Origin of the sequence: Marinobacter zhejiangensis (assembly GCF_900114775.1) — a bacterium.
GTDB lineage: Bacteria > Pseudomonadota > Gammaproteobacteria > Pseudomonadales > Oleiphilaceae > Marinobacter > Marinobacter zhejiangensis.
Genome location: NZ_FOUE01000008.1, coordinates 13,283 through 39,020, shown reverse-complemented (window position 1 = coordinate 39,020; position 25,738 = coordinate 13,283). Strand labels below are relative to the sequence as shown.

25 protein-coding genes and 1 tRNA gene are annotated in these 25,738 nt (G+C 58.2%); 16 read left to right on the top strand and 10 right to left on the bottom strand.

Annotated features, from left to right (window positions below; translation table 11 throughout):
• Nucleotides 1-5 precede the first annotated feature (5 nt).
• The 3 genes from BMZ67_RS18095 to BMZ67_RS18085 form a co-directional block, all read right to left on the bottom strand.
• Nucleotides 6-2,057 (bottom strand): TonB-dependent receptor plug domain-containing protein, encoded by a 2,052-nt coding sequence (locus tag BMZ67_RS18095; protein WP_245750032.1) that lies wholly within the window; start codon nucleotides 2,055-2,057, stop codon nucleotides 6-8.
• Between the two features lie 235 nt (nucleotides 2,058-2,292).
• Nucleotides 2,293-2,793 carry a protein-export chaperone SecB gene (gene secB / locus BMZ67_RS18090; protein ID WP_092026694.1) on the bottom strand — a complete coding sequence of 167 codons (501 nt, stop codon included), beginning with the start codon at nucleotides 2,791-2,793 and terminating at the stop codon, nucleotides 2,293-2,295.
• 167 nt (nucleotides 2,794-2,960) lie between these two features.
• Nucleotides 2,961-3,377, bottom strand: a complete 417-nt coding sequence (locus BMZ67_RS18085) for a rhodanese-like domain-containing protein (RefSeq protein WP_092026692.1) — start codon at nucleotides 3,375-3,377, stop codon at nucleotides 2,961-2,963.
• Between the two features lie 145 nt (nucleotides 3,378-3,522).
• Between BMZ67_RS18085 and gpmM the strand changes: the two genes are divergently transcribed.
• From gpmM to BMZ67_RS18065, 4 genes are all read left to right on the top strand, one after another.
• Complete coding sequence (gene gpmM / locus BMZ67_RS18080; protein WP_092026689.1) at nucleotides 3,523-5,070, top strand: 2,3-bisphosphoglycerate-independent phosphoglycerate mutase; 1,548 nt, start codon at nucleotides 3,523-3,525, stop codon at nucleotides 5,068-5,070.
• An 87-nt stretch (nucleotides 5,071-5,157) separates the two neighbouring features.
• On the top strand, nucleotides 5,158-6,309 hold the full coding sequence (locus BMZ67_RS18075) for a murein hydrolase activator EnvC family protein (RefSeq protein WP_092026687.1): 1,152 nt from the start codon (nucleotides 5,158-5,160) through the stop codon (nucleotides 6,307-6,309).
• 132 nt (nucleotides 6,310-6,441) lie between these two features.
• The gene (locus BMZ67_RS18070; protein ID WP_092026684.1) at nucleotides 6,442-7,833 is read left to right on the top strand and encodes a S41 family peptidase; all 1,392 of its coding nucleotides are present in this window, start codon (nucleotides 6,442-6,444) and stop codon (nucleotides 7,831-7,833) included.
• On the top strand, nucleotides 7,833-8,675 hold the full coding sequence (locus BMZ67_RS18065) for a divergent polysaccharide deacetylase family protein (protein ID WP_092026682.1): 843 nt from the start codon (nucleotides 7,833-7,835) through the stop codon (nucleotides 8,673-8,675). The genes BMZ67_RS18070 and BMZ67_RS18065 overlap by 1 nt, the downstream gene beginning before the upstream one ends.
• Before the next feature lie 49 nt (nucleotides 8,676-8,724).
• Here BMZ67_RS18065 and BMZ67_RS18060 read toward each other — a convergent pair whose 3' ends face one another.
• Nucleotides 8,725-9,474, bottom strand: a complete 750-nt coding sequence (locus BMZ67_RS18060) for an SDR family oxidoreductase (RefSeq protein WP_092026679.1) — start codon at nucleotides 9,472-9,474, stop codon at nucleotides 8,725-8,727.
• A 166-nt stretch (nucleotides 9,475-9,640) separates the two neighbouring features.
• Here BMZ67_RS18060 and BMZ67_RS18055 point away from each other — a divergent pair, with 166 nt between their 5' ends.
• From BMZ67_RS18055 to BMZ67_RS18030, 6 genes are all read left to right on the top strand, one after another.
• On the top strand, nucleotides 9,641-10,246 hold the full coding sequence (locus BMZ67_RS18055) for a TetR/AcrR family transcriptional regulator (protein ID WP_092026677.1): 606 nt from the start codon (nucleotides 9,641-9,643) through the stop codon (nucleotides 10,244-10,246).
• 211 nt (nucleotides 10,247-10,457) lie between these two features.
• Entirely contained in the window at nucleotides 10,458-11,372 is a 915-nt protein-coding gene (locus BMZ67_RS18050; RefSeq protein ID WP_092026674.1) for a hypothetical protein, read from the top strand.
• Nucleotides 11,373-11,437: 65 nt separating this feature from the next.
• Entirely contained in the window at nucleotides 11,438-12,742 is a 1,305-nt protein-coding gene (locus BMZ67_RS18045) for an FAD-dependent oxidoreductase (RefSeq protein ID WP_092026672.1), read from the top strand.
• 62 nt (nucleotides 12,743-12,804) lie between these two features.
• Nucleotides 12,805-13,728, top strand: a complete 924-nt coding sequence (locus BMZ67_RS18040; RefSeq protein ID WP_175481967.1) for a GHMP family kinase ATP-binding protein — start codon at nucleotides 12,805-12,807, stop codon at nucleotides 13,726-13,728.
• Complete coding sequence (locus tag BMZ67_RS18035) at nucleotides 13,715-14,860, top strand: pyridoxal phosphate-dependent aminotransferase (protein ID WP_092026668.1); 1,146 nt, start codon at nucleotides 13,715-13,717, stop codon at nucleotides 14,858-14,860. The genes BMZ67_RS18040 and BMZ67_RS18035 overlap by 14 nt, the downstream gene beginning before the upstream one ends.
• The gene (locus BMZ67_RS18030; RefSeq protein WP_092026666.1) at nucleotides 14,857-15,822 is read left to right on the top strand and encodes a PDR/VanB family oxidoreductase; all 966 of its coding nucleotides are present in this window, start codon (nucleotides 14,857-14,859) and stop codon (nucleotides 15,820-15,822) included. Before BMZ67_RS18035 ends, BMZ67_RS18030 begins: the two co-directional genes overlap by 4 nt.
• A 42-nt stretch (nucleotides 15,823-15,864) precedes the next feature.
• Here BMZ67_RS18030 and BMZ67_RS18025 read toward each other — a convergent pair whose 3' ends face one another.
• From BMZ67_RS18025 to BMZ67_RS18000, 6 genes are all read right to left on the bottom strand, one after another.
• Nucleotides 15,865-16,566, bottom strand: a complete 702-nt coding sequence (locus tag BMZ67_RS18025; protein WP_175481966.1) for a helix-turn-helix transcriptional regulator — start codon at nucleotides 16,564-16,566, stop codon at nucleotides 15,865-15,867.
• 549 nt (nucleotides 16,567-17,115) lie between these two features.
• Nucleotides 17,116-17,889 (bottom strand): imidazole glycerol phosphate synthase subunit HisF, encoded by a 774-nt coding sequence (gene hisF, locus BMZ67_RS18020; protein WP_092026661.1) that lies wholly within the window; start codon nucleotides 17,887-17,889, stop codon nucleotides 17,116-17,118.
• 32 nt (nucleotides 17,890-17,921) lie between these two features.
• The gene (hisA, locus tag BMZ67_RS18015) at nucleotides 17,922-18,653 is read right to left on the bottom strand and encodes a 1-(5-phosphoribosyl)-5-[(5-phosphoribosylamino)methylideneamino]imidazole-4-carboxamide isomerase (RefSeq protein ID WP_092026658.1); all 732 of its coding nucleotides are present in this window, start codon (nucleotides 18,651-18,653) and stop codon (nucleotides 17,922-17,924) included.
• A 42-nt stretch (nucleotides 18,654-18,695) separates the two neighbouring features.
• Entirely contained in the window at nucleotides 18,696-19,334 is a 639-nt protein-coding gene (gene hisH, locus BMZ67_RS18010; RefSeq protein ID WP_092026656.1) for an imidazole glycerol phosphate synthase subunit HisH, read from the bottom strand.
• Nucleotides 19,335-19,352: 18 nt separating this feature from the next.
• Nucleotides 19,353-19,946: an imidazoleglycerol-phosphate dehydratase HisB gene (gene hisB / locus BMZ67_RS18005; protein WP_092026653.1), complete on the bottom strand. Its 594-nt coding sequence runs from the start codon at nucleotides 19,944-19,946 to the stop codon at nucleotides 19,353-19,355.
• Nucleotides 19,947-20,162: 216 nt separating this feature from the next.
• A complete protein-coding gene (locus tag BMZ67_RS18000) occupies nucleotides 20,163-20,624 on the bottom strand; it encodes an SRPBCC family protein (RefSeq protein ID WP_092026651.1) in 462 nt (153 codons plus the stop codon).
• Between the two features lie 209 nt (nucleotides 20,625-20,833).
• On the opposite strand from BMZ67_RS18000, the gene BMZ67_RS17995 reads away from it, so the two are divergent.
• The 6 genes from BMZ67_RS17995 (at nucleotide 20,834) to BMZ67_RS18795 (ending at nucleotide 25,730) form a co-directional block, all read left to right on the top strand.
• Entirely contained in the window at nucleotides 20,834-23,059 is a 2,226-nt protein-coding gene (locus tag BMZ67_RS17995) for an AsmA family protein (protein ID WP_092026648.1), read from the top strand.
• A complete protein-coding gene (mutY, locus tag BMZ67_RS17990; protein WP_092026646.1) occupies nucleotides 23,056-24,120 on the top strand; it encodes an A/G-specific adenine glycosylase in 1,065 nt (354 codons plus the stop codon). Before BMZ67_RS17995 ends, mutY begins: the two co-directional genes overlap by 4 nt.
• Before the next feature lie 51 nt (nucleotides 24,121-24,171).
• Nucleotides 24,172-24,444 carry an oxidative damage protection protein gene (locus BMZ67_RS17985; RefSeq protein WP_092026643.1) on the top strand — a complete coding sequence of 91 codons (273 nt, stop codon included), beginning with the start codon at nucleotides 24,172-24,174 and terminating at the stop codon, nucleotides 24,442-24,444.
• 122 nt (nucleotides 24,445-24,566) lie between these two features.
• A tRNA-Phe gene (locus BMZ67_RS17980) sits at nucleotides 24,567-24,642 on the top strand.
• Between the two features lie 809 nt (nucleotides 24,643-25,451).
• Nucleotides 25,452-25,592 (top strand): hypothetical protein, encoded by a 141-nt coding sequence (locus tag BMZ67_RS18640; protein ID WP_175481965.1) that lies wholly within the window; start codon nucleotides 25,452-25,454, stop codon nucleotides 25,590-25,592.
• Nucleotides 25,593-25,595: 3 nt separating this feature from the next.
• Nucleotides 25,596-25,730, top strand: a complete 135-nt coding sequence (locus tag BMZ67_RS18795; RefSeq protein ID WP_281246626.1) for a hypothetical protein — start codon at nucleotides 25,596-25,598, stop codon at nucleotides 25,728-25,730.
• Nucleotides 25,731-25,738 lie beyond the last annotated feature (8 nt).

Genomic DNA, 25,738 nt, shown 5'->3' with positions numbered 1-25,738 from the left:
CGTGTTTAAAGGCCAAAGCCCAAGGTGATCCCGGCGTAGACATAGCGCCCGGCGACCGGACCAAAATCTTCGCCGGCCCGGTCAAAATCCCGCTGACGGTTGGCGAGGTTGTCGACACCGGCGAACACTCGCAGGTCTTCGCCCAGCCGTTGGTTCAGTGAAAGGTCGACCGTGCCATAGCCCGGCGAGGTGATACCGGAGGCGGCATCGACGGTTTCCGAGCTCTGGGCCCGAAACCTGGCGGTCCAGCTCAGACCGGAAATACCGCCCGGGCCATCCAGCCCCAGCTGCACCTGATGCGCAGGCCGGCGGCTAAGGTCCTGACCGGTCGTCCGGTCTTCAGCTTCGGTATAGGTATACCCGGCGGTGGCTTCCCAGCCTGACGCCAGCGCCCAGCCCATGGTTGTCTCAACACCACGGGTTCGAGCCTTAGAGATGTTGCTGTAGGAGAACACCTGAACCCCATCCGGGCGGGCTGCGGTGACGGCGGCATCCAGCTCGGTCTGGATCAGGTCATCGATGTTGTTGAGGAAGGCGCTCACCTCAAGCCAGCCAACATTCCCGAAACTCACTCCCCAACCCAGCTGGACGTTACTGGAGGATTCAGGCTCAAGGTCGGGCTGGCCTTCGACCACATACCCGAGCTGGCTGTGATCGAACTCGAAGTACCGTTCTTTGAGGTTCGGAACCCGGTAGCCGGTGCCCCAGCTTGCCCGGATGTAGTGCTGTGCCCATCCGGTCGCGGCCAAGTCATAGCGCCCACTGATTTTGGGGGCATAATGGTCACCAAAGTCCGAATCATCCTGAGCCCGGAACCCAAGCACCCACTCCCAGCGCTCGGATGGCATCCAGCTGTCCTGAACCCAGAGTTCGCGGCTGGTCCGGCTAACCCGCGCCTGGTTGCCCATCAGCTCGGTCTCGCCGTCCACACTCTGCTCCAGATTTTCGTAGCGATAGTCCGCCCCCAGCATGAGCTGATGGGCATCATTCAGGTTGAGCTCGGTATGCAATGACCCCTGACGCAGCTGCTGGTCCGCCTTGCGGGCATCGAAGCGGGCATTGGCATTGAACTTTTCGGTATCGTCGGCCAGCCCCTCGTGCAGCAGACTCCAAAACCAGCCGGCACTGGCGCTGGGGCGGTGGTCGCCCCCCACAGCAAAGCGGAGGCGCTCTACACTTTCGGTCTTGCCCTGGTTAGGAAACGGGCCGGGAGTTGCCACGGTGTATCGGGATTCCGACTCTTCCTCATAGAATCCCACCTCCCCATACACTTCATGCCCTTCGGCTGGGACCCAGGCCAAACGGCTATTGAACTGGTGACGATCGAACTCATCCCCTGGCCGCTGCCAGCTGTCCGGCTGAGGGTCGATGCCGTCTGAATGCTGGCTGGAACCCGACACCCTCAACCGCAGGGACTCGCCACCGAGGTTGACTCCCGCACGCAGGTTGTAACGGCCCGGGCTCCACTCATCGCCGCTGGGATTTTGCTCACCGTAGCTTCCACCGTCGATGGCCAGCTCCCCCCGAACACCCGGTGCCACATCCCGGGTGATGACATTGATGACTCCGCCCATCGCCGCGCTGCCGTATTGCGCGGATACGGCACCTTTCACGATCTCTATCCGCTCAATATCCAGAATGGCCAGCTGGCTGACATCCACAGCAGAGCCGGTTGTTGCGGTCATGGGCAGGCCATCGATCAGTACCAGCACCCGATCGGCATCAATGCCCTGGAGCCAGACCTCCCGCCCCGCTTTGCCATGAATCTCCCGGAGCAACAGGCCAGGCACATTCTCCAGCGCCTCAGCCACATCACGGGCGTGGGTCCGCTCCAGTTCCCGCTGGGTGACGACTTCGGTCCGTACCGGCGTGTCACTGACGGTTCGCGCCGAGCGCGTGCCCGTCACCACGAGCTCATCGAGATATCGCGCCCCTTCCACCGACTCACCGGCATGGACTGGCATCCCTGCACCAACAACCACAGCACCACCAATGAAATACAGCAGCGCCGAGGCCACCTTGCGGCCATCCTCAGACAGTTCAAAACCCACAATCATCGCCTTATCATTAATACGAATGAGAGTGATTGTTATTTAACTTTTGATGGAAGTCAATGCAAGGCAACGCCACTTATGCTGCGAACACCATAATCCAGGGGAACGGGTGGTCAGCGCATTAAGCCGGGAAACGTCGAAGAGACGGAGGTACTGCAGTCAGGGGTTTGAACGGGAAAGACAGAAATGAGGGAACGAGCAGATGGCCGGCCCAGCGGACCGGCCATGGAGAGAAGTGTCAGTGAGTCTGACCTTCCGCGGCTTCCGCCTGTGCTTCGTCCTGCTTGCGCTTGAGCGCCTGAGCATAGATGGCGTCGAAGTTTACAGGGGCCAGCATCAGGGCCGGGAAGCTGCCTTTACCAACCACACCGTCGATCGCTTCACGGGCGTAAGGGAACAGGATGGTCGGGCAGTATGCACCCAGCATCTGGCCCAACTGGGGACCTTCAAATCCCTGTACCATGAACACGCCAGCCTGCTGAATCTCAACCAGGTAAGCTACCTTGTCACCCACCTTGGTGGTCACGGTCAGAGACAACACCACTTCGTACTGGTTGTCGCTGATTTTGGTGTGGGCAGTATTCAGGTCCAGGCTAACCTGAGGCTTCCACTGCTCCTGAAACACCACGGGAGCATTCGGAGACTCGAAAGAGAGGTCCTTGACGTAGATCCGCTGGAGAGCGAACTGGGGTTGGTTTGCGTTCTCGGTGCCTGCGGCGGCCTGCTGGTTATCAGCCATGTTCAATCCTTTCGATCTCGGTAAAGGGCAATGTGCCCGTTGTTGTTACTGTAACGCCAGCCCAGTGTAGCGGCTGGCACTGCACACTGATGTGAAACAGTGCGGCAGTTTGGCCACCAATTCAAGGGCAATCCGATCCGCCGCAATCCACCAAGGAGTCCAGGTGATTACTTCTTCACCAGAGGCAGGTTGTTCGCCTTCCAGTCGGTAATGCCGCCATTGAGCCGAACCACGTTTTCAAAACCCTGTTCGTTCAATGTCTTAACCGCCATTGCAGCGTGCTGTCCCATTTTGTCGACGATGACAATCTGCTTGCCTTCGTGCTTCTTGAGTTCGGAGGCCCGCTCTTTGACGGTGCTCAACGGAATGTGCACGGAACCGGTAATGCGACCTTCGCTGAATTCTTTACGTTCGCGGATATCCACAACCACGGCTTCATCGCGATTCAGCAAGGCGATCAGCCCCTGAGCCGACAGTTTCTGCCCGCCACGGCGCGATTCCAGCGCAAACAGGGCGGCCAGCAGCGCAACGAAGACCGATACCAGAACGTAGTGATTGACTATAAATTCGAACAACCTGTCCATGAACAAACCCTGCAGATAAATTTGGCCCGGAATTATACACACCCGCCAGCAACGACAGAAGGCACCTCGCATAGCCTGACTGATGCAAAACGGGTAGAATCAGCGCTTCTGTTTTTTCAACTCGATAACCATACCGGATCAAGTGATGACTGTGACGCGCACGCCGACTGCACTGATTATTCTTGACGGCTGGGGGCACCGCGACCCAGCTGACGATAACGCCATCAGCAACGCCAATACGCCCTACTGGGACCAGATCTGGCAGCAGCAGCCAAAGACCCTGATCAACACTTCCGGGATGTTTGTCGGACTGCCCCAGGGGCAAATGGGTAACTCGGAAGTCGGTCACATGAACCTGGGTGCCGGCCGGGTTGTCTACCAGAGCCTGACCCGCATCGACAAAGAACTGGAAGACGGTGACTTTGCCCGGCACCCGGTCCTTTGCAGCGCGATTGACAAGGCCGTCAGCAGCGGACGTGCGGTGCACCTGCTGGGTCTGTTGTCTCCGGGCGGTGTGCACAGTCACGAAGACCATATTCTGGCAGCGGCTGAACTCGCCGCCAGCCGCGGCGCCAAGGAAGTTTACATTCACGCCTTCCTGGATGGCCGGGACATGCCGCCCCGCAGCGCCCAGCCTTCCCTGGAAAAAGCCGCAGCGAAGATGAAGTCTCTCGGCGTTGGCCGGGTTGCCTCCATCGTCGGTCGTTACTACGCCATGGATCGCGACAACCGTTGGGATCGCGTTGAAGCCGCCTACAACCTGCTGACCCTGGGTGACTCGGAATTTTCCGCGACTAACCCGGTGATCGCCCTGGAGCAGGCCTATGAGCGCGGTGAAAACGACGAGTTCGTCAAGCCCACTCGCATCCGTGAATCCGGTGACAGCGAAGCCACCATTAACGAAGGCGACGCGGTTCTGTTCATGAACTTCCGCGCCGACCGCGCCCGTGAGATAACCCGTGCGTTTGTGGATGCTGGCTTTGATGGTTTCGAACGCCGCAAGCACCCGGAGCTGGCTGACTTTGTCATGCTCACCGAGTATGCCGCCGACATCGACACCGCCTGCGCCTACCCGCCTGAGAAGCTGACCAACGGCCTCGGCGAGATCATGGCCAAACAGGGCAAAACCCAGCTTCGCATCTCCGAAACGGAGAAGTACGCCCACGTTACGTTCTTTTTCAATGGCGGCCTGGAAACCCCGTTTGAAGGCGAAGACCGTATCCTGGTGCCCTCCCCCAAAGTCGCCACTTACGACCTGAAGCCGGAAATGAGTGCCCCGGAAGTCACCGACCAACTGGTGGACGCCATCAAGAGCGGCAAGTACGACCTGGTTGTCTGCAACTACGCCAATGGCGATATGGTGGGCCATACCGGCAAACTGGACGCCGCAATCAAGGCCGCAGAATGCCTTGACCAGTGTGTTCAACGCGTGGCCGAGGCCCTCAACGAAGTCGGTGGCCAGGCCTTGATTACTGCCGATCACGGCAACTGTGAGCAGATGACTGACCCCAACTCCGGCCAGGTCCACACCGCCCACACCATTGGCCCGGTGCCCCTGGTTTACGTCGGTCCGCGCAAGCTTAAGCTGGCCGACGACGGCGCACTCAGTGACGTTGCCCCGTCCCTGCTGGCGCTGATGGATCTGGAGCAACCGGAGGAGATGACCGGCCACAGTCTGATCATCCCTCAGTAAGCACTGATCAACCTACGGCACGCGGCCAGGATGCGCTGTATAGCCCACGCCCTCAAAACCGGAACATCCGCTGGCAACCGCTGGCGGATGCTCTCTGGCCGCAGCCTTATCCCCCACCTTTTGCTTACGATCCTGTTGTTGCCCTCCGCCCATACGCTGGCTCAGGACAGCGTGTCTCCCAGCCAGATCCGCGAGCTTAAAGAGCAGATCGCCGAAATCGACGACTGGCTGAAAGACGCGGAAGAAGAGCGCTCCGAGCTGGAACAGACACTGGTTCGCAGCGAACAGGAAATCAGCCGCCTCACCCGTGAGCGCCGCGAACTCCGCCAGCAGATTACCGCCCAGCGCCGCCGCCTGGCCGATCTCAATGCCCAGGAGGCCGAACTCAGCATAACCCTTAACCGCCAGCGCCAGAGCCTGCGGCAGCAGATCCGGGCTGCCTGGATGGCCGGCGACACACCGACCATCAAGGTATTGCTGAATGAGGTTGATCCGGAAAACATTGCCCGGACCATGACCTATTACGAATACCTGAGCCGGGACACGGTGGAGCGCCTGGAGGCTTTCCACGCCAGTTTGCGGGCGCTGCAGGAAACTCAACAACAGGCCAGCGCCACCCAGTTGAGACTGTCCTCTCTGGAGCAGGACGTGGCCCAACGCCAACGCAATCTGGAAAGCTCCAAGGCGCAGCGGGAACGCACGTTGGTCGCCCTGCGTTCGGACATCAACAGCCGCCAGAGCCAGCGGGAAACCCTGGAAGCCGACCGGGTGCGGCTGGAAAAACTGCTCAGGGAAGTCGAAGCCGCCATCGCCAGCATTCCTGCGCCGAACGAATCCCAACCGTTCCGCTCACTGCGCTCCAAACTGCCCTGGCCGAGCCAAGGCACGGTGCTTCGCAATTACGGCGAAAGCCTGGCGCAGGGCCGGCTCAGTCACAATGGCCTGCTACTGGCAACCAACAGCGACGCCGATGTCAAAGCAGTGCATTACGGCCGCGTGGTGTTCGCCAACTGGCTTAGAGGCTTCGGCCTGCTCACCATTGTTGATCACGGCGATGGCTACATGAGCCTGTATGGCCACAGCAGCAGCCTGTTAACCTCCCCGGGTGACTGGGTTGCCGCCGGACAAACCATTGCCATTGCCGGGCAGACCGGGGGCACCGACCAGCCCGCCGTGTATTTCGAGATCCGCCACAACGGCACCCCTCAAAACCCGAACCGCTGGCTGGCGCGGCGCTAAAAGCCCCAATCTGTTCACGAGGTCCGCAGCCAGGGCTGACAAAGCCGGGCCAGAGCGCCATACTGTCGGCAAGCATCGGATTTCCCTGGCGATCCAGGGCACGACCTTCATTCAGAATAACAGGACAGGTGAATGGGAACGGCACGTAGTAAATACCGCTTGAACGGCTTTCGCACACTCCTCGGCACAGCCTGCTTACTGACCCTTCCCGGACTGGCCCTCGGCCAGGACACACCAAGCTCCGAAGAAATCCTGCTTGAGGGAGACCGCCAGCAAATCCAGCTTCAGCTACCTGACCCCGAACTTCAGCTGCCGCTGGATGACCTGAGGAAGTTCACTGAGGTATTCAGCCGCATCAAAGAAGCCTACGTTGAAGAAGTGGATGACCGGCAATTACTGGAAAGCGCCATCAAGGGCATGCTGGCCGACCTTGACCCCCATTCCACCTATCTGGCACCACAGGAATACGAAGAACTGGAAGAAAGCACCACCGGTGAATTTGGCGGACTGGGCATTGAGGTTGGCATGGAAGATGGCTTCGTCAAAGTCATCGCGCCGATTGACGACACTCCCGCCCACAAAGCCGGTGTGCAGGCAGGCGACCTGATCATCAAACTGGGCGACCAACCGGTCAAGGGACTATCCCTTGAGGAAGCCGTCGGCCTGATGCGGGGAGAACCCGGTACCACGCTCACCCTGACCATCATGCGGGAAAGCGAAAGCGCGCCGATTGAGATTGACGTAGTACGCGATGTCATCAAGGTCACCAGCGTCAAATCCCGTCTGCTGGAAAACGGCTACGGCTATGTTCGTATCACCCAGTTCCAGGCCGAAACCGGCACTGAATTCAGCTCTGCCATCGAAGCACTGATGGCCGAGAACGATGGCAGCCTTGACGGCCTGATCATCGACGTTCGCAATAACCCCGGCGGCATTCTTCAGGCCGCAGTTGAAGCCGCTGATGCGCTGCTGGACGGAGGCCTGGTGGTCTATACCGAAGGCCGCATTCCCAGCTCACGGCTGCGTTTCAGTGCGACCCCGGGTGACATATCCAATGATACGCCCGTGGTGGTGTTGATTAACGGTGGCTCGGCATCAGCCTCGGAGATCCTTGCCGGTGCCCTCCAGGACCACCATCGCGCGGTGATCATGGGCACCCAGTCATTTGGTAAAGGCTCGGTCCAGACCGTCATCCCCCTGGATGAAACCCACGCCATCAAGATGACCACCGCCCGCTATTACACCCCCGATGGCCGATCTATTCAGGCCCGGGGCATTCGCCCAGACATTGAAGTACGCCCGGCCCGGCTCACCGAGTTTGACGGCCAACCGTTCTTTACCGAAGCCGACCTGAGCGGTCACCTTGAAAATGGTGACGCCGAAGAGTCCAGAGCCGGCGATCGCCGCTCTGCAGAGCAAGCGGCATCGCCAATTGACCTGGACTTCCAGCTGCGTTCAGCCCTGAACCTGCTGAAAGGCATGAGCATCCTTGAACGGCAACAGAATGGGGACGAGCAGCACTGATGCGTCACCTGCTATTGCTGGCCGGCCTATTGGTAGCCCCGGCCCTGATCGCGGCCGAGCCTCAGCCCGACACCCCACCCCGCCAGATGCCCACCATCGCCATCATTATTGACGATATGGGCCACAACCGGGTGGAGGGAGAACGGCTTATTGCCCTTGAGCAACCGCTCACCCTGGCATTTCTGCCCTACCGGCGCTTCACCCAGACGCTCGCAGAGCAGGCCCACCAGCAGGGCAAGGAAATCATGCTCCATGCCCCCATGGCCAATACCCGGGATTTTGACCTGGGGCCTGGCGGGCTCAGCAGCACCATGGACCGCCAGAGCACCATTACAACCTTGCGCCGTTCACTGCAGTCCATCCCCCACGTCAGTGGCGTCAATAACCACATGGGCAGCCGCCTGACACAGATGCTGGAGCCCATGGAGTGGGTGATGTCCGAACTCTACCGTTACCCGCTCTATTTTGTGGACAGCCGAACAATCGCCAACTCAATTGCCAGCGATGTTGCCGAAGCGTATCGAATTCCAACCCTGACCCGAGATGTTTTCCTCGACCATGAACAAACCGAAGAGTTTGTGCACCGTCAGTTCCAGCGACTGATTCGCCTGGCCCGCGAGAACGGCAGTGCCATTGCCATCGGTCACCCCCATACGGTCACCGTGGACTACCTTGAGAAACACCTTCCCACGCTCGATGAGCAAGGCATAGCCATTGCCACCGTCAGTGGCCTCTGGGCATTAAGGAATGGAAATCAGCAGATGTTTGCGGAGGGGGAAAAGCAGGCCATCACCCCGTTGCTCGCCCGATCCCTGGACGAGCAACAGCAGCAACAGCCTTGATCGCGGCTGAAGCCCGACTCATCGGTGCTTCAGCCAAAGCTGCACAGGCTTAGATGTTGGCCATACCGCCGTCCAGCAGCACGCTTTCTCCCAGCATGTAAGCCGAGTCGTCACTGGCCATGTACAGCACGGTTTTCGCCACTTCGTCAGCCTGCCCCAAACGGGCCGCCGGTACCTGCTTGAGCAGTTGGCCGGCCCACTCAGAAACAGCCTCTTCGGACATACCAAGCTTCCCGTAGATCGGGGTTTCGATCAGACCCGGGCTGATGGTGTTCACACGGATACCACGACCCGCGAATTCTGCGGAGAGGGTGCGGGCAAGTGAGCGCACGGCAGCTTTGGTGGCTGCATAGACACTCATACCGGCAACACCTTTTTCGATCATGGTTGTTGACGTGATTACAACGCTGGAGGGGTTGTTGAGAAGCGGCAGAACGCTTTGGATTGAATAGATCACGCCTTTGAAATTGACGTCAATCTGACTGTTGATGTTCTCTTCGTTCACATCGGAGAACGGCATTGGGCAAGCAATACCCGCATTTGCAAACAGGATATCAAGCTTGCCGAACCGCCCACGGATTTCCTGAGCGACTCTCGCCATATCCGCCAGGGAAGCGACATCGGCCTGGAGCGCAACAGCGCCATTGCCCAGGCTTTCACCCGCACTCTTCACCCGCTCTGCGCTCTGGCCGGTAACGACGACATTAGCACCTTCTTCGAGAAAGAGTTTGGCGGTTGCGTAACCAATGCCTGTGGTTCCGCCGGTAATCAGTGCGGTCTTTCCTGCAAGTTTGCTCATGTTCAAAATCCTTTTCTCATTGGTTTCTAAAATTGGAATCTAAAAACAGGTACGTTGAGACAGTTCCAACCGGGACTGTCGGTTGTCGACTACATTTTTGTACCGACCGGTAAATAATCTAGTGCGTGCTATACTCGGTGTCAATTAAATTGTTGCGAGAACAAAAATGTCCGTGGAACGAGGCAGGCCACGCAGCTTTAACGAAGACGTCGTGCTGGATGCAGCGCTCAAGGTATTTTGGAAACATGGGTTCCAGAGCACGTCATTGAGCGAGCTGACCAAGGCCACCAATCTGAATAAGCCCAGCCTCTACGGGGCGTTCGGTGACAAGAAGTCACTGTATCTGAAGGCCCTGACGCGCTATCTGAACTTGTTGGTGGAAAGCCATGGGGATGAGCTGAGCCCGGAACGGGACAGCAAGGAAGCCGTGGAAGCCTACCTGACCTCCATTGCCCGGATGTTAACCAACCCGTCATTGCCGGGCGGCTGCTTTATCATCAACGGCACAGCCGATATCGGCGGCACCATTGTGCCGGGCGAAGTTGAAAGCGCCCTTAAAGAGGCCCTGCATGGCAACGAGGTCATACTCGCTGAACACCTGCGGCGGGCCAAAGCAAAAGGCGAACTGGCAGAGAGTGCCGATCCTGAACGCCTGGCCAAACTGTTTTTCACCCTGATAGCGGGCTTGGCTGTGCAGGCAAAGGGCGGCGCGCCTGAAGCCAAACTCAACGACATCATTCAATCCGCCATGTCGGTATGGCCGTCAAACTGACGGCCTTCTGCCGCGGTTCCCTCCCGCTTCAACACCCTCATCGCCAAGCCCGATAACGCAAACGCCTGCCCGGTGACTATAGCCTGATCGAGCTATATGCACGCTCCAGCCCCCTTGCAACAATTCAGCCTCCTTCGCAGAACGGACTTGCGAACAGATAAAAGATGTTCTGCACCTTCTTCACCACAATTTTCCCGACCAAGGAGGGTATATGACGATCAAAAAAGCCGTTTTGGCTCTGGCGTGTTTCAGCATGGGGCTGGAGGCTACCGCCGCTGCCCCGGAAAACCGCGCAACTGGCGCGAACACCAGCGAACTTTCGTCCTTTATTGGCGACGGCCAGTGGGGCACAACCCTGCTGGGAGACAAGCTGGCCTTTGGCGATGGTGCTTACCGCGCATTCTCACGGCTTGATGCAAATGGAATTCCGCTTTCTGTGGGTGTTGTCTTCCACAAAGACACTCTGGAAGGCATGCCTGGCGGTGAAGGCCAGCCGATGCATGATGGAAAAACCTGCTTTGACGTGGATGGTAACAACGACATAGACATTCACAGCGAGTGCGTCGGCGGCCACTCAAAGACCATGCACTTTGGCGACAACTCCACCCCGTTCAACAGCATTACCATCAACTGGGAGCCCCACGGTCACATTCCAGCTGGGGTCTATGACAAACCGCACCTCGACTTCCACTTCTACACCGCCTCCCAAACCGAACGACACCTGATTACTCCCGGCCCCTGCCCTGGCCTGATGAACTGCGCCCAGGAGCAGGAAGCCATCGTGCCGGTACCAGACCAGTACATTCACCCGGACTACATGAATACCCAGCTGGCCTTCGCCCATATGGGTAACCACTATGTCGACAGCCTGAGCCCGGAACTCAATGGGGGTGACTACACCCACACCTTTATCCTCGGCGCCTACGATGGCCGCATCACCTTCTACGAGCCGATGATCACCCGCGAATTCCTGCTGACCCAGCCCAACAGCTGCTTCCCGATCAAGCAGCCCCAGGCGTTCCAGGAGTCCGGCTATTACCCGCAGTCCTACTGTATCCGTTACAACCCCTGGCTGGAGCACTACAAAGTCTCCCTGGAAGACTTCCAGTACCAGCAGGCCTGGTAACGGCCGAATGGCCTGTCCCAGCAAGCGTTTAAACCGCAAATCATCACTGTTTACAAGGAGGTATCATGACTGAGCAATACGATGTCATCGTCGTGGGCGGAAGCGTATCCGGCGCCCCAACGGCTGCCTGGCTGGCCCGGAAAGGGTTCAGGGTGCTGGTTGTCGAAAAGGCCACCTTCCCCCGGGATGCAAATTCGACCCACTTCATCTGGCCCCGCGGCATGTCTTACCTGAACCGTCTGGGCGTCGCCGACCGGATTCTGGAAGAAACCCCGCACTTCAAGCAGATGGAAATCAACATCGAAGGCATTCGGCTGCATGGCGGCGTCCCCATTCAAGCCATTCGGGACCGTTTTGTTGCCCTGCATGGCGATGATCACGGGGTCGTTGACTACTACGCTGGCCCCCGCCGCTTTTTCCTTGACCAGGTATTGCTCGAAGAAGCCCAGGCCTCCGGTGCCGAGGTTCGGCAGGCCACCCGGGTCGAATCGCTGATTGAAGAAGACGGTGCCGTTGTTGGCATCCGCGCCGTTCCAGCGGACGGGGCTGCATTTGAAGCCCGCGCGCGAGTAGTCATCGGCGCCGACGGCCGCATGTCTCAGTTTGCCACCCAGGTAAACGCCCAGAAGACGGCCGTACGTGAGAAGTCCACCTTTGCCTACTACGGCTACTTCTCCGGTATCGACAAACCTGAACTCTGCATCCACAAGCGCGGCCGCTTTGGCACAGCGATCTTCCCCACCATGGAAGACCGCCACCTGGTGCTGGTGTATGGCCCTACCGAGTGGTGGGGCGACTTCAGCAAAGACCCGGAAACAAGCTTTTTCAAAACCTACGAGTTTGTTGCCCCGGATGTTGCCGAGCTGGTGAAACAGGGGGAACGGGTCGAACCCTTCAAGGCGATGGGGCGAATGGTCGCTTTCCACCGCGAAAACTGGGGGAACGGCTGGGCATTGGTAGGCGATGCCTGCAGCTTCAAGGACCAGTGGACGGCGATGGGCATTACCCATGCCTTGAGAGACGCCGAACTGCTGTCGACACACTTGGCGATGTACCTGAATGGCGACAAAGACTGGGATACGACGATGTCCGACTACAGCGCCGTTCGCTTCTCGGATTACGAGGACTACTGGAACCTGGTGTGTGACGGCGCAGAAATGCACCCCTATACCCGGGAAGAGCTGGAGTTCTTCCACGGTATCGAAGGGGATCAGGACAAGGTTGACCAGTTTATCGGCCAGGTCGGCGACACCATCAGCCTGAAACACCAGATCCAACCTGAAAGCCGGGACCAGCAAGAACTGCCGGACTTCATCCGGGAGTTTGACAGCGAAGCCCTGGCTTACCACCAGAACGCGTTTGTCGAATAGCCAACAACAGATCGTGCCCCCGGCCCTAGTGGCCCGGGGCCTCATCTATGACAGGAGGTTGTATGCAAGCTGTTGCAGGACGCAGTATTTCAAACACAAAGACCCATTCGGGAGTCACACGCCTGAAAGCCCCGGGCACCTGCGGGGAACTGGTACAGGGTGCTCTGGATGGACAGGATTTTCTGATCAACTGCCCGATTGATTTATATTCCTACGCCACCGTCAAAGGCCACCCCGAGCCGGGACTCCACATTTCCAGCCCTGGGCATTTTTCCAAGATCCGTGACACCCTGTTGCTTGCTTCCGAGCAGCATGACCTCGAACTCGCCCACGAACTGAACCTGTTCAGCGACATTCCGAGAGGCAAAGGCATGGCCTCCAGTTCCGCTGACATCACGGCCGCCTTTATGGCGGTGAATGACCATTGCGGGGTTTCCCTGGGCATGGAGAGTTTTGCGTCGGTTGTGACGGAAATTGAGCCGTCGGACTGCGTCAATTTCCCCGGTATCGCTCACCTGAACCACCTGACCGGGCACCTGTTCGAATCCCTGCCAGCCCCTACCGGGCTCAAGGTGCTGATCGTCGACTGTGGCGGTAACGTAGATACCATCACCTTCGACAGGCTTCGGGCTCGCAGTATCTATAAAGCCCACGAGGCTTACCTTCGCGACGCCGTGGCCACCTTGAAGCGCGGCTTGATCACCGGAGACCTGGATGCGGTGGCGTATGCCGCCACCTGCAGTGCCCGGCTGAATCAGCAAATCATGTTCAAGCCCCAGTTTGACCCACTCCTGCAATTCGCAATGACCAGCGGCGCCCTTGGCGTTAACTGCGCCCATAGCGGCACCGTGCTCGGCGTTCTGTTCCGCGAAGCGGACGAACTCGAAGCCCACTTGCGGACCCATATCGCGAAACGGTTTGGTGACTCCCTGCAGATACTTGGAACATTCAATGTGATTGGCGGAGGCGCCCATGAGTTCGAATAAACACCTGAACATTTTTCAAACGCCGTTCCACAACCCATCGATCTTCCAGATTCGAGACAAGACCCGCTTCGAAGGTCAGCTGGTGGATTTCTGCGTTCCGGCCAACTCGTACTTTCCGCCCCCGGAAATGGTCGAGTTGATCGAGCGAAACATGCAGGACATTCTCAAGTACTACCCGGATTACTCACAGGTCTATCAGGAGTGCATTTCCGACCTGTGCGGCTCCCCGGCCGAGAATATCGTGGCTGCCAACGGCATCACCGAAGTCATCACAATCCTGTGTCGTGAAAGCCGTGGACCGATTCTGACCTCAGTTCCCACCTTCGGCCGCTGGACGGACATCCCCCCGGACTTCGACATTCCGGTTCACTACCTTCAGCGAAAGAAGGAGAACGCCTTCCAGCTGAGCGCAGACGAGGTCATTCAAGCTGCCAGGGAAACCGCGGCATCCACCGTGGTCATCAGCAACCCCAACAACCCGACCGGTGCCTGGTTTGAGGGCGACGACATTCGCGCAATTGCGGATGCCCTCAGCGACGTCGACCACATTCTGATTGATGAGTCCTTTATCGAGTTCTCGGACCTCGAAAGCGCCGAGCGCCTGGCGATGGACTCCCCCAATATCATCGTCGTCAAGAGCATGGGCAAGTCGCTCGGCTGGCATGGCATTCGCCTGGGTTATGCCGTCGCCAATACCGAGCTGGCCGAGGCGCTCCGGCGGAAAGTGCCTTACTGGAACATCAACGGGCTTGCCGGCTTCGTGCTCAAGAACATGTGGCGCTTCAAGGATGAGTACCAGTCCAGTTTCGCGAAGGTCGCCCAGGACCGGGACTACATGTTCGAGCAGCTCCAGACCATACCGGGGCTAGTCACCTACCCATCGAAGTGCAACTTCCTGTTCAGCGAGCTTCCCCGCGGTGTTTCCGGAAAGCATGTCCGCGACCTGCTACTTGACCACTACGGGCTGGTGGTTCGTGAATGCAGCAACAAGGTGGGGTCAACGGAGTTCTACCTGCGCAATGTCGTTCGCCGGAAAGAGCAGACTGACGCCCTCGTAAACGCGCTCGGCGAGGTTTTGGCGACACTGCAGGACAGGACACCAGCGCCACAGCCAGAAGAGGCGGAAGGATGAACGGGACCATGCTGGTCAAGGTTGCCCGGCGCATCGTCGAAACGGACGATATCGTCCGCCTTGAGCTACGGTCTGCAGACGGCGGCTTGCTGCCGCCGTTCAGCCCCGGCTCGCACATCGACATCAAGGCGCCAGGCGGCGTGGTAAGGCCGTATTCCTTGTGCAACAACGCCAGGGAGACCCATCGCTATGTCGTTGGTATTCTCCGGGCGACCAACTCCAGGGGCGGCTCCCGAGCCCTCCACGATGAGGTTATTGAGGGCGCCCAGCTCACCATCAGTACGCCCCGGAATCATTTCCCCCTGCGCCCTGACAGGAAGAGCCTGCTGCTCGCCGGCGGAATCGGCATAACCCCACTGTTGTCCATGGCGGAAGCCCTGGCGTGGAGCCAAACCCCGTTCGAGCTGCATTACTTCGCCAGGTCACAATCCCAGGCAGGCTTTCTCGACTGGATAGCGCAGGCGCCCTATGAGGCCAATGCCTTTGTGCATTTTGATGATGAATCTGCACTGGCCAGCCCGAACCTTGCGGCGGCCTTTGCAAGCCTGAAAGCCGGCGACCAGACCGAGGTCTACCTCTGTGGCCCCCATGGTTTTATCGAATCAGCGCGCGCCATAGCTGCGAGCCTGGGTGTTGCAGAGGAAAACATTCACTACGAACTGTTCAGCCCTCCTGAAACCACAGACAAGACGGGCGGTAGCTTTGAAGTCATGCTGGCCCGCTCCGGAAATCGGTTTGTCGTCCCCAAAGACAAGAGCATTACCGAGGTGCTGGCAAGCCATGGTGTCCATATCCCCATGTCCTGTGAGGAAGGAGTCTGTGGTACCTGCATTACCAATGTCATCCGCGGTGAGCCTGACCATAGGGACTGTTTTTTCAGTGAACAGGAAAAGGCCGCTGGCAATCAGATGATGCCCTGCTGCTCCCGCTCAAAAAGCGCAGAGCTGGTGCTTGATCTCTAGCCCTCGCCTCAGGTTACCGGGGCCCACAGCTCCGGTAACCGCTCACACCTCGATCAACCCCTGGTGCATGGCAATCGCAATCGCGTGACAACGATTGGACGCATTGAGCTTTTCGATGGTTTTACTCACATGGACTTTCACCGTCCATGGGCTGATGCCCAGAATCATCCCGATTTCCGAATTCGACTTCCCGATACAGATCCACTCCAGGATCTCGGCCTCGCGCTTGGTCAGCAGACCTCGGCCGGGCGCGCGGTCGAAGTCGCCAATCTTTGCCAGCGCAAAATAGAGATGAGGAATCAGTAGCTGCAGTTTGTTTTCGACTTCGTCACGGAAAACATCCACCCCCCCGAACAAAAACAGGCAGGCCTGCCTCCGGTTCAGCTCTGTTACCCCATGCACCGCCAGGTTGCGGATCTTGTAACGGGCCAGCGACGAGGCTGCGGCAGTGTTTGAATGTCCCTGGCCCTGGGCAACATAGAGTGGCCGTTCTTCCCGGACCCACTGACGAATTTCCGGACACGTTTGGGAAACGTTGGGGCCCAGATATTCGTTCGGAAAGTTGATGTTGAGGGATTGTTTCAGGATCAGGTTGGAGAGACAAACGGTGCCAAACGCGAACATGGCATGGGGGATCAAACGCTGCAGCTGGTCATAGATTGTGCTCCGAAAATCAGGAAGGCTGGAGACAGTATGGCAAGCCTGAACGAAGTCCGTGATGGAGTGCGGGTCGTTACTTTCCATGTAGCTTCCTCGATCACCATGGCGCCAGCAGATAGCGGGCCAGAATGACATGTCTTTTCAGCAGAAAGAGTTCGAGAGTGAAGGAGCTACCGTGATCAGGCCCGGCCCAATCAGGCGTTCCCCTGGCGTCGTTGCCTATAGCCACTCAGGTCGCACTTACCAGAAACTGGGTGTGCATAAGGGATGACTTATTGCAGCGGCGCTGCAATTCAGGGCTGGCGATCCGTGCCGAATACATCCTGAAAGGTGTTAGTACAAATTATGTACTGACCGGTAAATAATATTGGAGACAGCTGACGAGCGCAAGCGGGGAAACAAAGTTTACATGCTAATATTACAAAAATGCAGGCATGTTGGCAGACCGGGCTTCAAGTGCTCGACAACGCCGCGCTTTTAGCGGCCAAAAGCGATCAGGAAAGCATCAGGCAACATTGCCCTTGGGACTCATTACTGGGGACATACAGGGGATGGGAGTGACATCAGACTGACCGCCCTGACCATACTCGATCAGGGCGGGTCTCATGCGAGACGTGCTCACCGCACGATCAATCAGAGGCGGACTTCAATGCCCTGTTCACGCATGGCTTCCTTGGCTTCGGGGATGGTGTGCTGACCAAAGTGGAAAATGGATGCAGCAAGAACCGCATCCGCACCGCCTTTGGTTACACCATCGGCCAGGTGCTGAAGCTCGCCAACACCGCCGGAGGCAATAACAGGCACCGACACCGCATCACTGACCGCCCGGGTCAGGCCCAGGTCAAAACCAATCTTGGTACCGTCCCGGTCCATTGAGGTCAGCAACAACTCCCCGGCACCCAGCTCGGTCATCTTCCTTGCCCACTCAACGGCATCAAGCCCGGTCGGCTTGCGACCACCGTGGGTGAAGATTTCCCAACGGTCCGGCTCGCCGTCACCACTCACCTTCTTGGCGTCGATCGCCACCACAATGCACTGGCTGCCGAAACGCTCGGCGGCTTCGCGCACAAACTCCGGGTTAAACACCGCAGCGGTGTTGATGGAGACCTTATCGGCACCCGCGTTCAGGAGCTTGCGGATATCATCCACGGTCCGTACGCCACCACCCACGGTCAGCGGGATAAAGACTTCCGCCGCCATGCGCTCTACGGTTTCATACGTCGTGTCACGGCTTTCGTGGCTGGCCGTAATATCGAGGAAGGTAATCTCGTCGGCGCCCTGTTCGTTGTATTTCCGGGCCACCTCGACCGGATCACCGGCGTCCCGGATATCGACGAAATTGACGCCCTTGACGACCCGCCCCTTATCAACGTCGAGGCAGGGAATGATGCGCTTGGCCAAAGACATAATGCGTACTCCGCTAATAGTGAGAGGCCAGCTTACAGGCTGTCGCAGAAGGCCTGGGCCTCTGCCACGTCCAGCGTTCCTTCATAGATGGCGCGACCAGTGATGGCTCCGAGGATACCCTTGTCCGCCACTGTTGCCAGACGCTTGAGGTCGTCCATATTGGTCACACCGCCGGAGGCGATAACCGGGATACCACCGGCTTCTGCCAGGGCAGCCGTTGCCTCAACGTTAACACCCTGCATCATGCCGTCACGGGCAATGTCGGTGTAGACAATGGAGTCAACACCATCGCTGGCAAAACGCTTGGCCAGATCGGTTGCCATCACCTCAGACACTTCCGCCCAGCCGTCGGTGGCCACGCGACCATCCTTGGCATCCAGGCCCACGATAATGTGGCCAGGAAAACGCTTGCACATCTCTGTCACGAACTCAGGCTCTTTCACTGCCTTGGTGCCAATGATGACCCACTGTACGCCAGCTTTCAGATAGGCCTCGATGGTTTCCGCCGAACGGATACCACCACCAATCTGGATCGGCAGGTCCGGAAAACGCTTGGCGATCGCCTGGACGATTTCACCGTTAACCGGCTCACCGGCAAACGCGCCGTTCAGGTCGACCAGGTGCAGGCGGCGGGCGCCGGCATCCACCCAACGGGCGGCCATATCAACGGGGTCATCGGAGAAAACGGTGGAGTCATCCATACGGCCCTGACGCAGGCGCACGCATTTACCGTCTTTGAGGTCGATGGCAGGGATAATCAGCATAGGGGAATCCGTATCAGTCTGTCGGTAGAGTCCGGACCGGGCTTACGCCCCGGTCCAGGCTACGAAGTTTTTCAGTAGTTGCAAACCAGCGTTGTGGCTCTTCTCGGGATGGAACTGGGCGGCAAAGATGTTGCCCCGGGCCACCGCTGCCGCCAGGTCGACACCGTAATGGGTACGACCGGCGAGGTCAGGGTTATGTTCCGCTTCCACATAATAACTGTGGACGAAATAGAAACGCTCGCCATCGGGAATGTTGTGCCAGACCGGGTGGTCGGTGGCCTGGTAGACCTCATTCCAGCCCATGTGCGGCACTTTAAGACGTTCGCCGTTTTCTTTCAGGTTGTCGCCGAAGTAGCGCACTTTCGCCGGAAACAGGTCGATGCAGTCTACTCCGCCATTCTCCTCGCTGTGGGACATCAGCGCCTGCATACCGACACAGATCCCCAGCAACGGGCGGTCAGCAGACACTTCCCGGACCAGCTCATCCACACCCAGGCGGTGGATTTCCGCCATGCAGTCGCGGATAGCCCCCACCCCGGGCAGGATAACGTGGTCTGCCTCGCGAACCTGGGCGGCATCGCTGGTCACCAGCACGCGGGTATCCGGCGCGACGTGTTCAACAGCCTTGCTTACGGAATGGAGGTTACCCATACCGTAATCAATGATGGCAACGGTCTTCATCTAAACGAGTCTCCGGCCTTACAGGGTGCCTTTGGTGGACGGGGTGATACCAGCCATGCGCTCATCGGTTTCGATAGCCATGCGCAACGCACGTCCGAAGGCCTTAAACACCGTTTCGATCTGGTGGTGGGTATTCTTGCCACGCAGGTTATCGATGTGCAGGGTCACCATGGAGTGGTTGACGAAGCCGTGGAAAAACTCCTCGAACAGGTCCACATCAAAACCACCCACCGAACCGCGGGTATAGGGTACGTCCATGATCAGGCCCGGGCGACCGGACAGATCAATAACCACCCGTGACAACGCCTCGTCGAGGGGGACATAGGCGTGGCCGTAACGGCGGATGCCTTTCTTGTCGCCCACGGCCTGTTTGAAGGCCTGCCCCAGGGTAATGCCGATGTCCTCCACCGTGTGGTGGTCATCAATGTGCAGGTCACCCTTGGCAACGATGTCCAGGTCCACCAGGCCATGGCGGGCAATCTGATCCATCATGTGGTCCAGGAAAGGAACTCCGGTTTCAAAATTGGCTTTACCGGTACCGTCGAGATTGATCTCAGCGGTGATCTGGGTTTCAAGGGTATTTCGCTCTACCCGCGCCTTGCGTTCGGCCATGGGGACTCCAGTAGCAATCAGTCGGCACAATGCCTGTCATCAATCGAATGCGGATTATACCTATTATGCAAGCCGCCGTCCCACCACGGTTTCAATCCCGCCGATAGCGGCAGGCAATGGTTCAGCAGCAGACAAACAAAACCGGCGGCCTGCCAGACTCCGGATCACGTTCCGCAGTTTCTGGCATGCACCGCCGGTTTCGGGTCAGTCCTGTAATCAGAACGCTTTCTGGAGATTAGAGATATAAGTATCTACCAGACTGTTGAATTCGTGCTTGATCACCGGGCTGATGGCAAGTTTCAGCAGACCCGGCAGGGGCAGCGTCAACTCCGCCTTAGTGCGGAACTTGGCGGTGGTGGCATTGTCACCATTGGCCGTCAGGGCCCAGGAACCGCTGACTACACCGTTCCCCTCACCTTTTACCGGCACCCAGGTGATGCTTCCCGAGTCTGCATCGGCGCTGTAGGTACACGCGTAGATACTCTGGATGGCATGCTTGTCGATACCGATTTTTTCCATTTCCCAGCGGAAGGCATTGCCGCCGAGATCCACCAACTGGTCTACCTTGGGGAAATGGCTCGCTGACCGGGGTACATCCGCCAGCAGCTCAAAAACATCGTTGTACGCACCAGGAATTTCAAAATCCCGGCTTAACTCAATGGCTACAGTAATGGCCACAAGCCTCTCCTCGTATTTGTCACATTATTTTTAGGGACTAACCATCGCAATACGGGTGGTTTTTATCAGAATAGGTTTGAGAGCCCGTATTCTGTCTTATTGGTCATGCGTTGTCATATAGATCTTGGCCCACGTGCGCTATCCTTGCAGTAATTTGCCTGACTCTCTATTACTCTCCATTGGACTTTTTTCGGAAGGATGCGGATGCCATGAAAGCAGTTCGATACCTGGTTATCGCCATGGTTGCGGTGATCGTACTTATCGCCGTTGCAATTGCCATCGCTGTTGCGGTGATTGACCCCAATCACTACAAGCCTCAGATTGAAAAAGCCGTTGAAGACGCCACCAACCTCGACCTGGTGCTTGATGGCGATATCGGCTGGTCATTCATTCCCCTTGGTCTTGAGCTGAACAGTGTCGAAGCCACTCTGGATGGCGAACGCTTTGTCAAACTGGACCAGCTGGTAGCCCAGGTTGGCCTGTTGTCGCTGATCCGCATGTCGCCGCAGGTGGACACCTTCGTTCTTGATGGCCTCGATGCCCGTCTGGTAGTGGACGCTGACGGCAACGCCAACTGGGACCGGATCGTACCGCAAGGCGAGAAAGCCCAGGAATCGGAGGCCGCCCCCGCGACAGAAGCCCCGGCCACGGCCCCGGAAACCGTCGCCACTGAAGAAGGCGAAGCGCCCTCTCCCCTGAACTTCAATGTCGAGCACGTTCAGATCAGCAACGCCCAGATCCATTACGATGACCAGTCCAGCGGTCAGTCCATTGTTCTGGAAGGGGTTACCCTCAATGCCAGCGACATTACCCTCGGCCAGACGTTCCCGTTCGAACTGGCCTTCCGGGTAGCGACTGCCAAGCCACAGTTCTCCGTGGACGGTTCCCTGCGTGCCAACGTCATGGCCAACGAGGCCCTCAACCAGTTTGCGCTTCAGGACATCAACGGGCGCTTTGACATGGGCGGTGAGCCGTTTGGCGGCAAAAACGTACTGGCACAGGTGTCCGGCTCCGCTGCGGCCGACCTCGAGAATGAAAGTGCCAACCTGGAAAACCTCGAACTCAGTCTGGCTGACCTGAAGCTGAGCAGTAACCTCAACGTCAAGGGCTTCGGCGATGCCCCTCAGCTGAGCGGCAACCTGCGCATTGACGCCTTCTCCCTGAAGAAGCTGCTGGCCGCACTGGGCCAGCAGCCGATCGAAACCAGCGACCCGGACGTGCTCCAGGCCATCGCCTTCGCCACCGCTATTAACGGCCCCGCCGGCAAGGTGTCCCTGGACAACATCACCCTTCAGCTGGACGACACCAACTTCTCCGGTAACGGCAGCTACACCCTGGATAACGGCGCCGTGGCGCTCACCCTTCAGGGCACTGCCCTGAACGTGGACCGTTACCTGCCCCCGGCTGAAGAAGGCGACACCACAGCCGCCGATGCCGCTGAACCGGCCGCCCCTGCTGATCCGGCCGGCGCAAACACCGCCGAGTCCGACCTGCTGCCGCTGGATGCCCTGCGCACCCTCGCGCTGAATATCCAGCTGGGCCTGGAAGAGCTGGTCGCCAGTAACCTGACCATCACCGAACTGAACACCGCCATCTCCGCCAACAACGGATTGCTGAAACTCGACGATCTCAGCGGCAAGATGTACCAGGGCGAGTTTGATGCAACAGCAACGTTGGATGCCCGCACCAACAACCCGAAGTGGGCACTGACTTCTGATGTTGCCGGTATCCAGGTTCAGCCACTGCTAATGAATCTGGCCGAGGTGGACATGCTCACCGGCGGTGCCAACCTGGACCTCAACATCACCACAATGGGCAACCGGATGTCGGCGCTTCGCAACAATGCCGGTGGTGAAATCAAGGTTAGCCTTGCCGAAGGGCAGTTCACCCGCATGAACCTGACGCGCATGGCGTGCCAGGGCATCGCCTTGGCCAACCAGGAATCCCTGGCCGCTGAAGGCTGGGGCACCACCACCGAATTCAACGACCTCCACGCCGTGCTCAAGATTGACGGCAACACCCTGACCAACACCGACCTGGTTGCTGCCCTTGCCGGCATGAAACTGGAAGGTGACGGCACGGTTGACCTCAGCGCAAGCGAGCTGGACTACGAGGCAGGCCTGCGCATTGTTGGCGAAATCCATCGCGATCCGGCTTGCCGCGTCACCGAGTATGTCGAGAACGTGGTTATCCCGCTGGAATGCCGGGGCAGCTTTGACGAAGACCCCGCCGGCCTTTGTTCCTTTGATGGTTCCCGTTTCCGCGACACCCTCAAGGACATCGCCGCGAATGCCGCCCGCGCCAAGGCCGAGGAAGAGATTGACCGTGCCCGTGAGCGTGCAGAAGAAAAGGTCACCGAAGAGCTGGAGCGGCACCTGGATAGCGAAAGCGCCGATCAGGTCCGCGACGCCCTGAGAGGCCTGTTCGGCCAATGAGTGACAGCTTCGCCCAGCGCCTGCTGGATTGGTACGACCGCCACGGCCGCAAAGCGCTGCCGTGGCACCATGACCGCAACGCCTATCGGGTCTGGGTCTCGGAGATCATGCTCCAGCAGACCCAAGTAGCCACGGTGATCCCCTACTACGAAGCCTTTATGGCCCGTTTTCCATCGGTGCATGCGCTGGCAGAAGCCCCGGTGGACGACGTGCTGGGACACTGGTCAGGGCTGGGCTATTACGCCCGCGCCCGCAACCTGCAGAAAGCGGCCCAGCAGGTGGTGACCGAGTTTGGTGGCGACTTCCCCGCCGACCAGGCCCAGCTGGAGTCACTGCCGGGTATTGGCCGCTCCACCGCTGCCGCCATCCTCGCCCAGGCATTCCAGCAACGGGCTACGATCCTGGACGGCAACGTGAAGCGGGTTCTGGCCCGCCACCATGCCGTTGACGGCTGGCCAGGCCAGACCCGGGTGCTGAACCAGCTGTGGGATCACGCCGAAAGCCACACCCCCACCGAACGGGTGCGCGACTACACCCAGGCGATCATGGATCTCGGTGCCATGGTGTGTACCCGCAGCCGACCGGGCTGCGACACCTGCCCGTTAAGCAGCAGCTGCGCGGCCTATGCCGCGGACGAAGCCACCCGCTACCCCGGTAGCAAGCCCAAGAAAGAAAAGCCGGAAAAGTCCACCTGGATGGTGATCCTCGAAGACCCCGATGGCCGGGTGTTGCTGGAGAAACGTCCCGCCAGTGGCATCTGGGGAGGCTTGTGGAGCCTGCCGGAACTGGACCCGGCGCTGGAGTCTGATGAACTGGCGGAAGCCTGCGAACGCAGCCTGGGCCTCAGCTGCCAAGACGTCACCATCCAGGCCGGTTTCCGCCATACCTTCAGCCACTACCACCTGCACATCCGCCCGGCCCTTATCGCGGCCAGGCCCCAGGCCCGTGTGGCAGACGATAACGACCGCCGCTGGCTATACCGGGACGAAGCCCTCGCCCTCGGCCTGCCCGCCCCGATCCGCACCCTGCTCACAGACCCGGGCCAAACCGCCCTGTTGTGATCTGGTATCATCCACGCCAGAGCCACCGGCAGCACCGACATAGGAGCCAACATGAGCCGTACCGTCCATTGCCGCAAATACAATGAAGAACTCGAAGGCCTCGACTTCCCGCCCATGCCGGGCCAGAAAGGCCAGGAGCTGTTTGAAACCGTCTCCAAGAAAGCCTGGCAGGAATGGCAGGCCCAGCAGACCATGCTGATCAACGAGAAGCACCTGAGCCTGATGGACCCGAATACCCGCAAATACCTGCAGGCCCAGATGGAAAACTTCCTCGACAACCAGCCCTTCGACAAGGCTGAAGGCTACGTACCACCGGAGAAATAACCCAGTTTTGATCAAGCTTTGTGCAGGTGGAAAACTGTTTCATATTTTTTTCATCCACAGCCTTGACTCACTACCGCTAAACCGGTTTAATAGCGCCCCGTTGCAGAGCACTACCGCAACATGCCCGGATAGCTCAGTTGGTAGAGCAGGGGATTGAAAATCCCCGTGTCCGTGGTTCGATTCCGCGTCCGGGCACCATTTTGAATTCCGCAAAAAAGCCGCTTCTTGAGCGGCTTTTTTCGTTTCTCCCTTCCCCTTTCGTACGTAGCATTAATTACAATATCAGTGGTCTTTATAATCGGGCTCGGATTGAGCCATACATAGAAAATCACTAGAAAATAAATCCACCCCAGCTGTTCCCAAGGCCATTTATCACTCCCCTTCAATCACACAACAAGACCCCCTTACTGCTTTTAAAAACTCTCCCACACTTCTCACGAGAGAACTCGAGACTCGATATAAATCAAATTGCGATATTTACGTCGCGATAATAAGGAAAACGGCAGCCATAGAAACGTATGGCAAACAGCATTTCTTGGGCACATAGAATCAAGCATGATACTGACACCGCAGCCTTAATAACCGAACAGCCGTACCAACTGTATAGACAGCAAAAACCGGCTTCGATTAATAAAGAATAATTTCGTTGATGCACTCTTCCTACATTGTCGGATGGAGGTTGCCCTCTTCAACCAGCAACCTTCTAACTCCCTAAAGCTCGCAGGTACTCAAGGGATAGCTTACTGAACAGCGTTCTTCACCCTACCGCGCCAGGCCAGTCATTAATCTAAGCAAGACAATCAAAAGCTGCTGAGGGCAGCATTGCTCTAGCTTATTCCGAGGAAAGCGATCTTCCCGCCTCACATGGAAACGAGACTAAACCTGAGAAGTCAGACAAATGCTGAATTAATTGGACTCGCCCCCCCCCTCCTTTCATATGCTCGTCTAGATCATGATGGCCTTGCACCCGGGGAACCCGGCAAACAAATCCTTTTGGGAGACCACTCATGGCTAAGAAACAGCGCATGACCAAGGAAGATGCTTCTCGAATCCAAAGCAATGAAGACAAGCAAGGTGAGAACAAAACAAAACAGCGCCCCTTCAAAGCCCGAGCCCAGCGAGCAGCAACCAAGAACCAGGAGACCTAACCAATGGCCCAACATGACGACGACAACCGCTCTTGCCAACTGAACCCTGAGCACGATGCCTATTGGCAGAGTCGTGGCGAGGATGAGCGCCCTGAAGATTGGGAAGATCGTGTTGCCTATCAGGATAGTCAAGACTAGGAAACGCC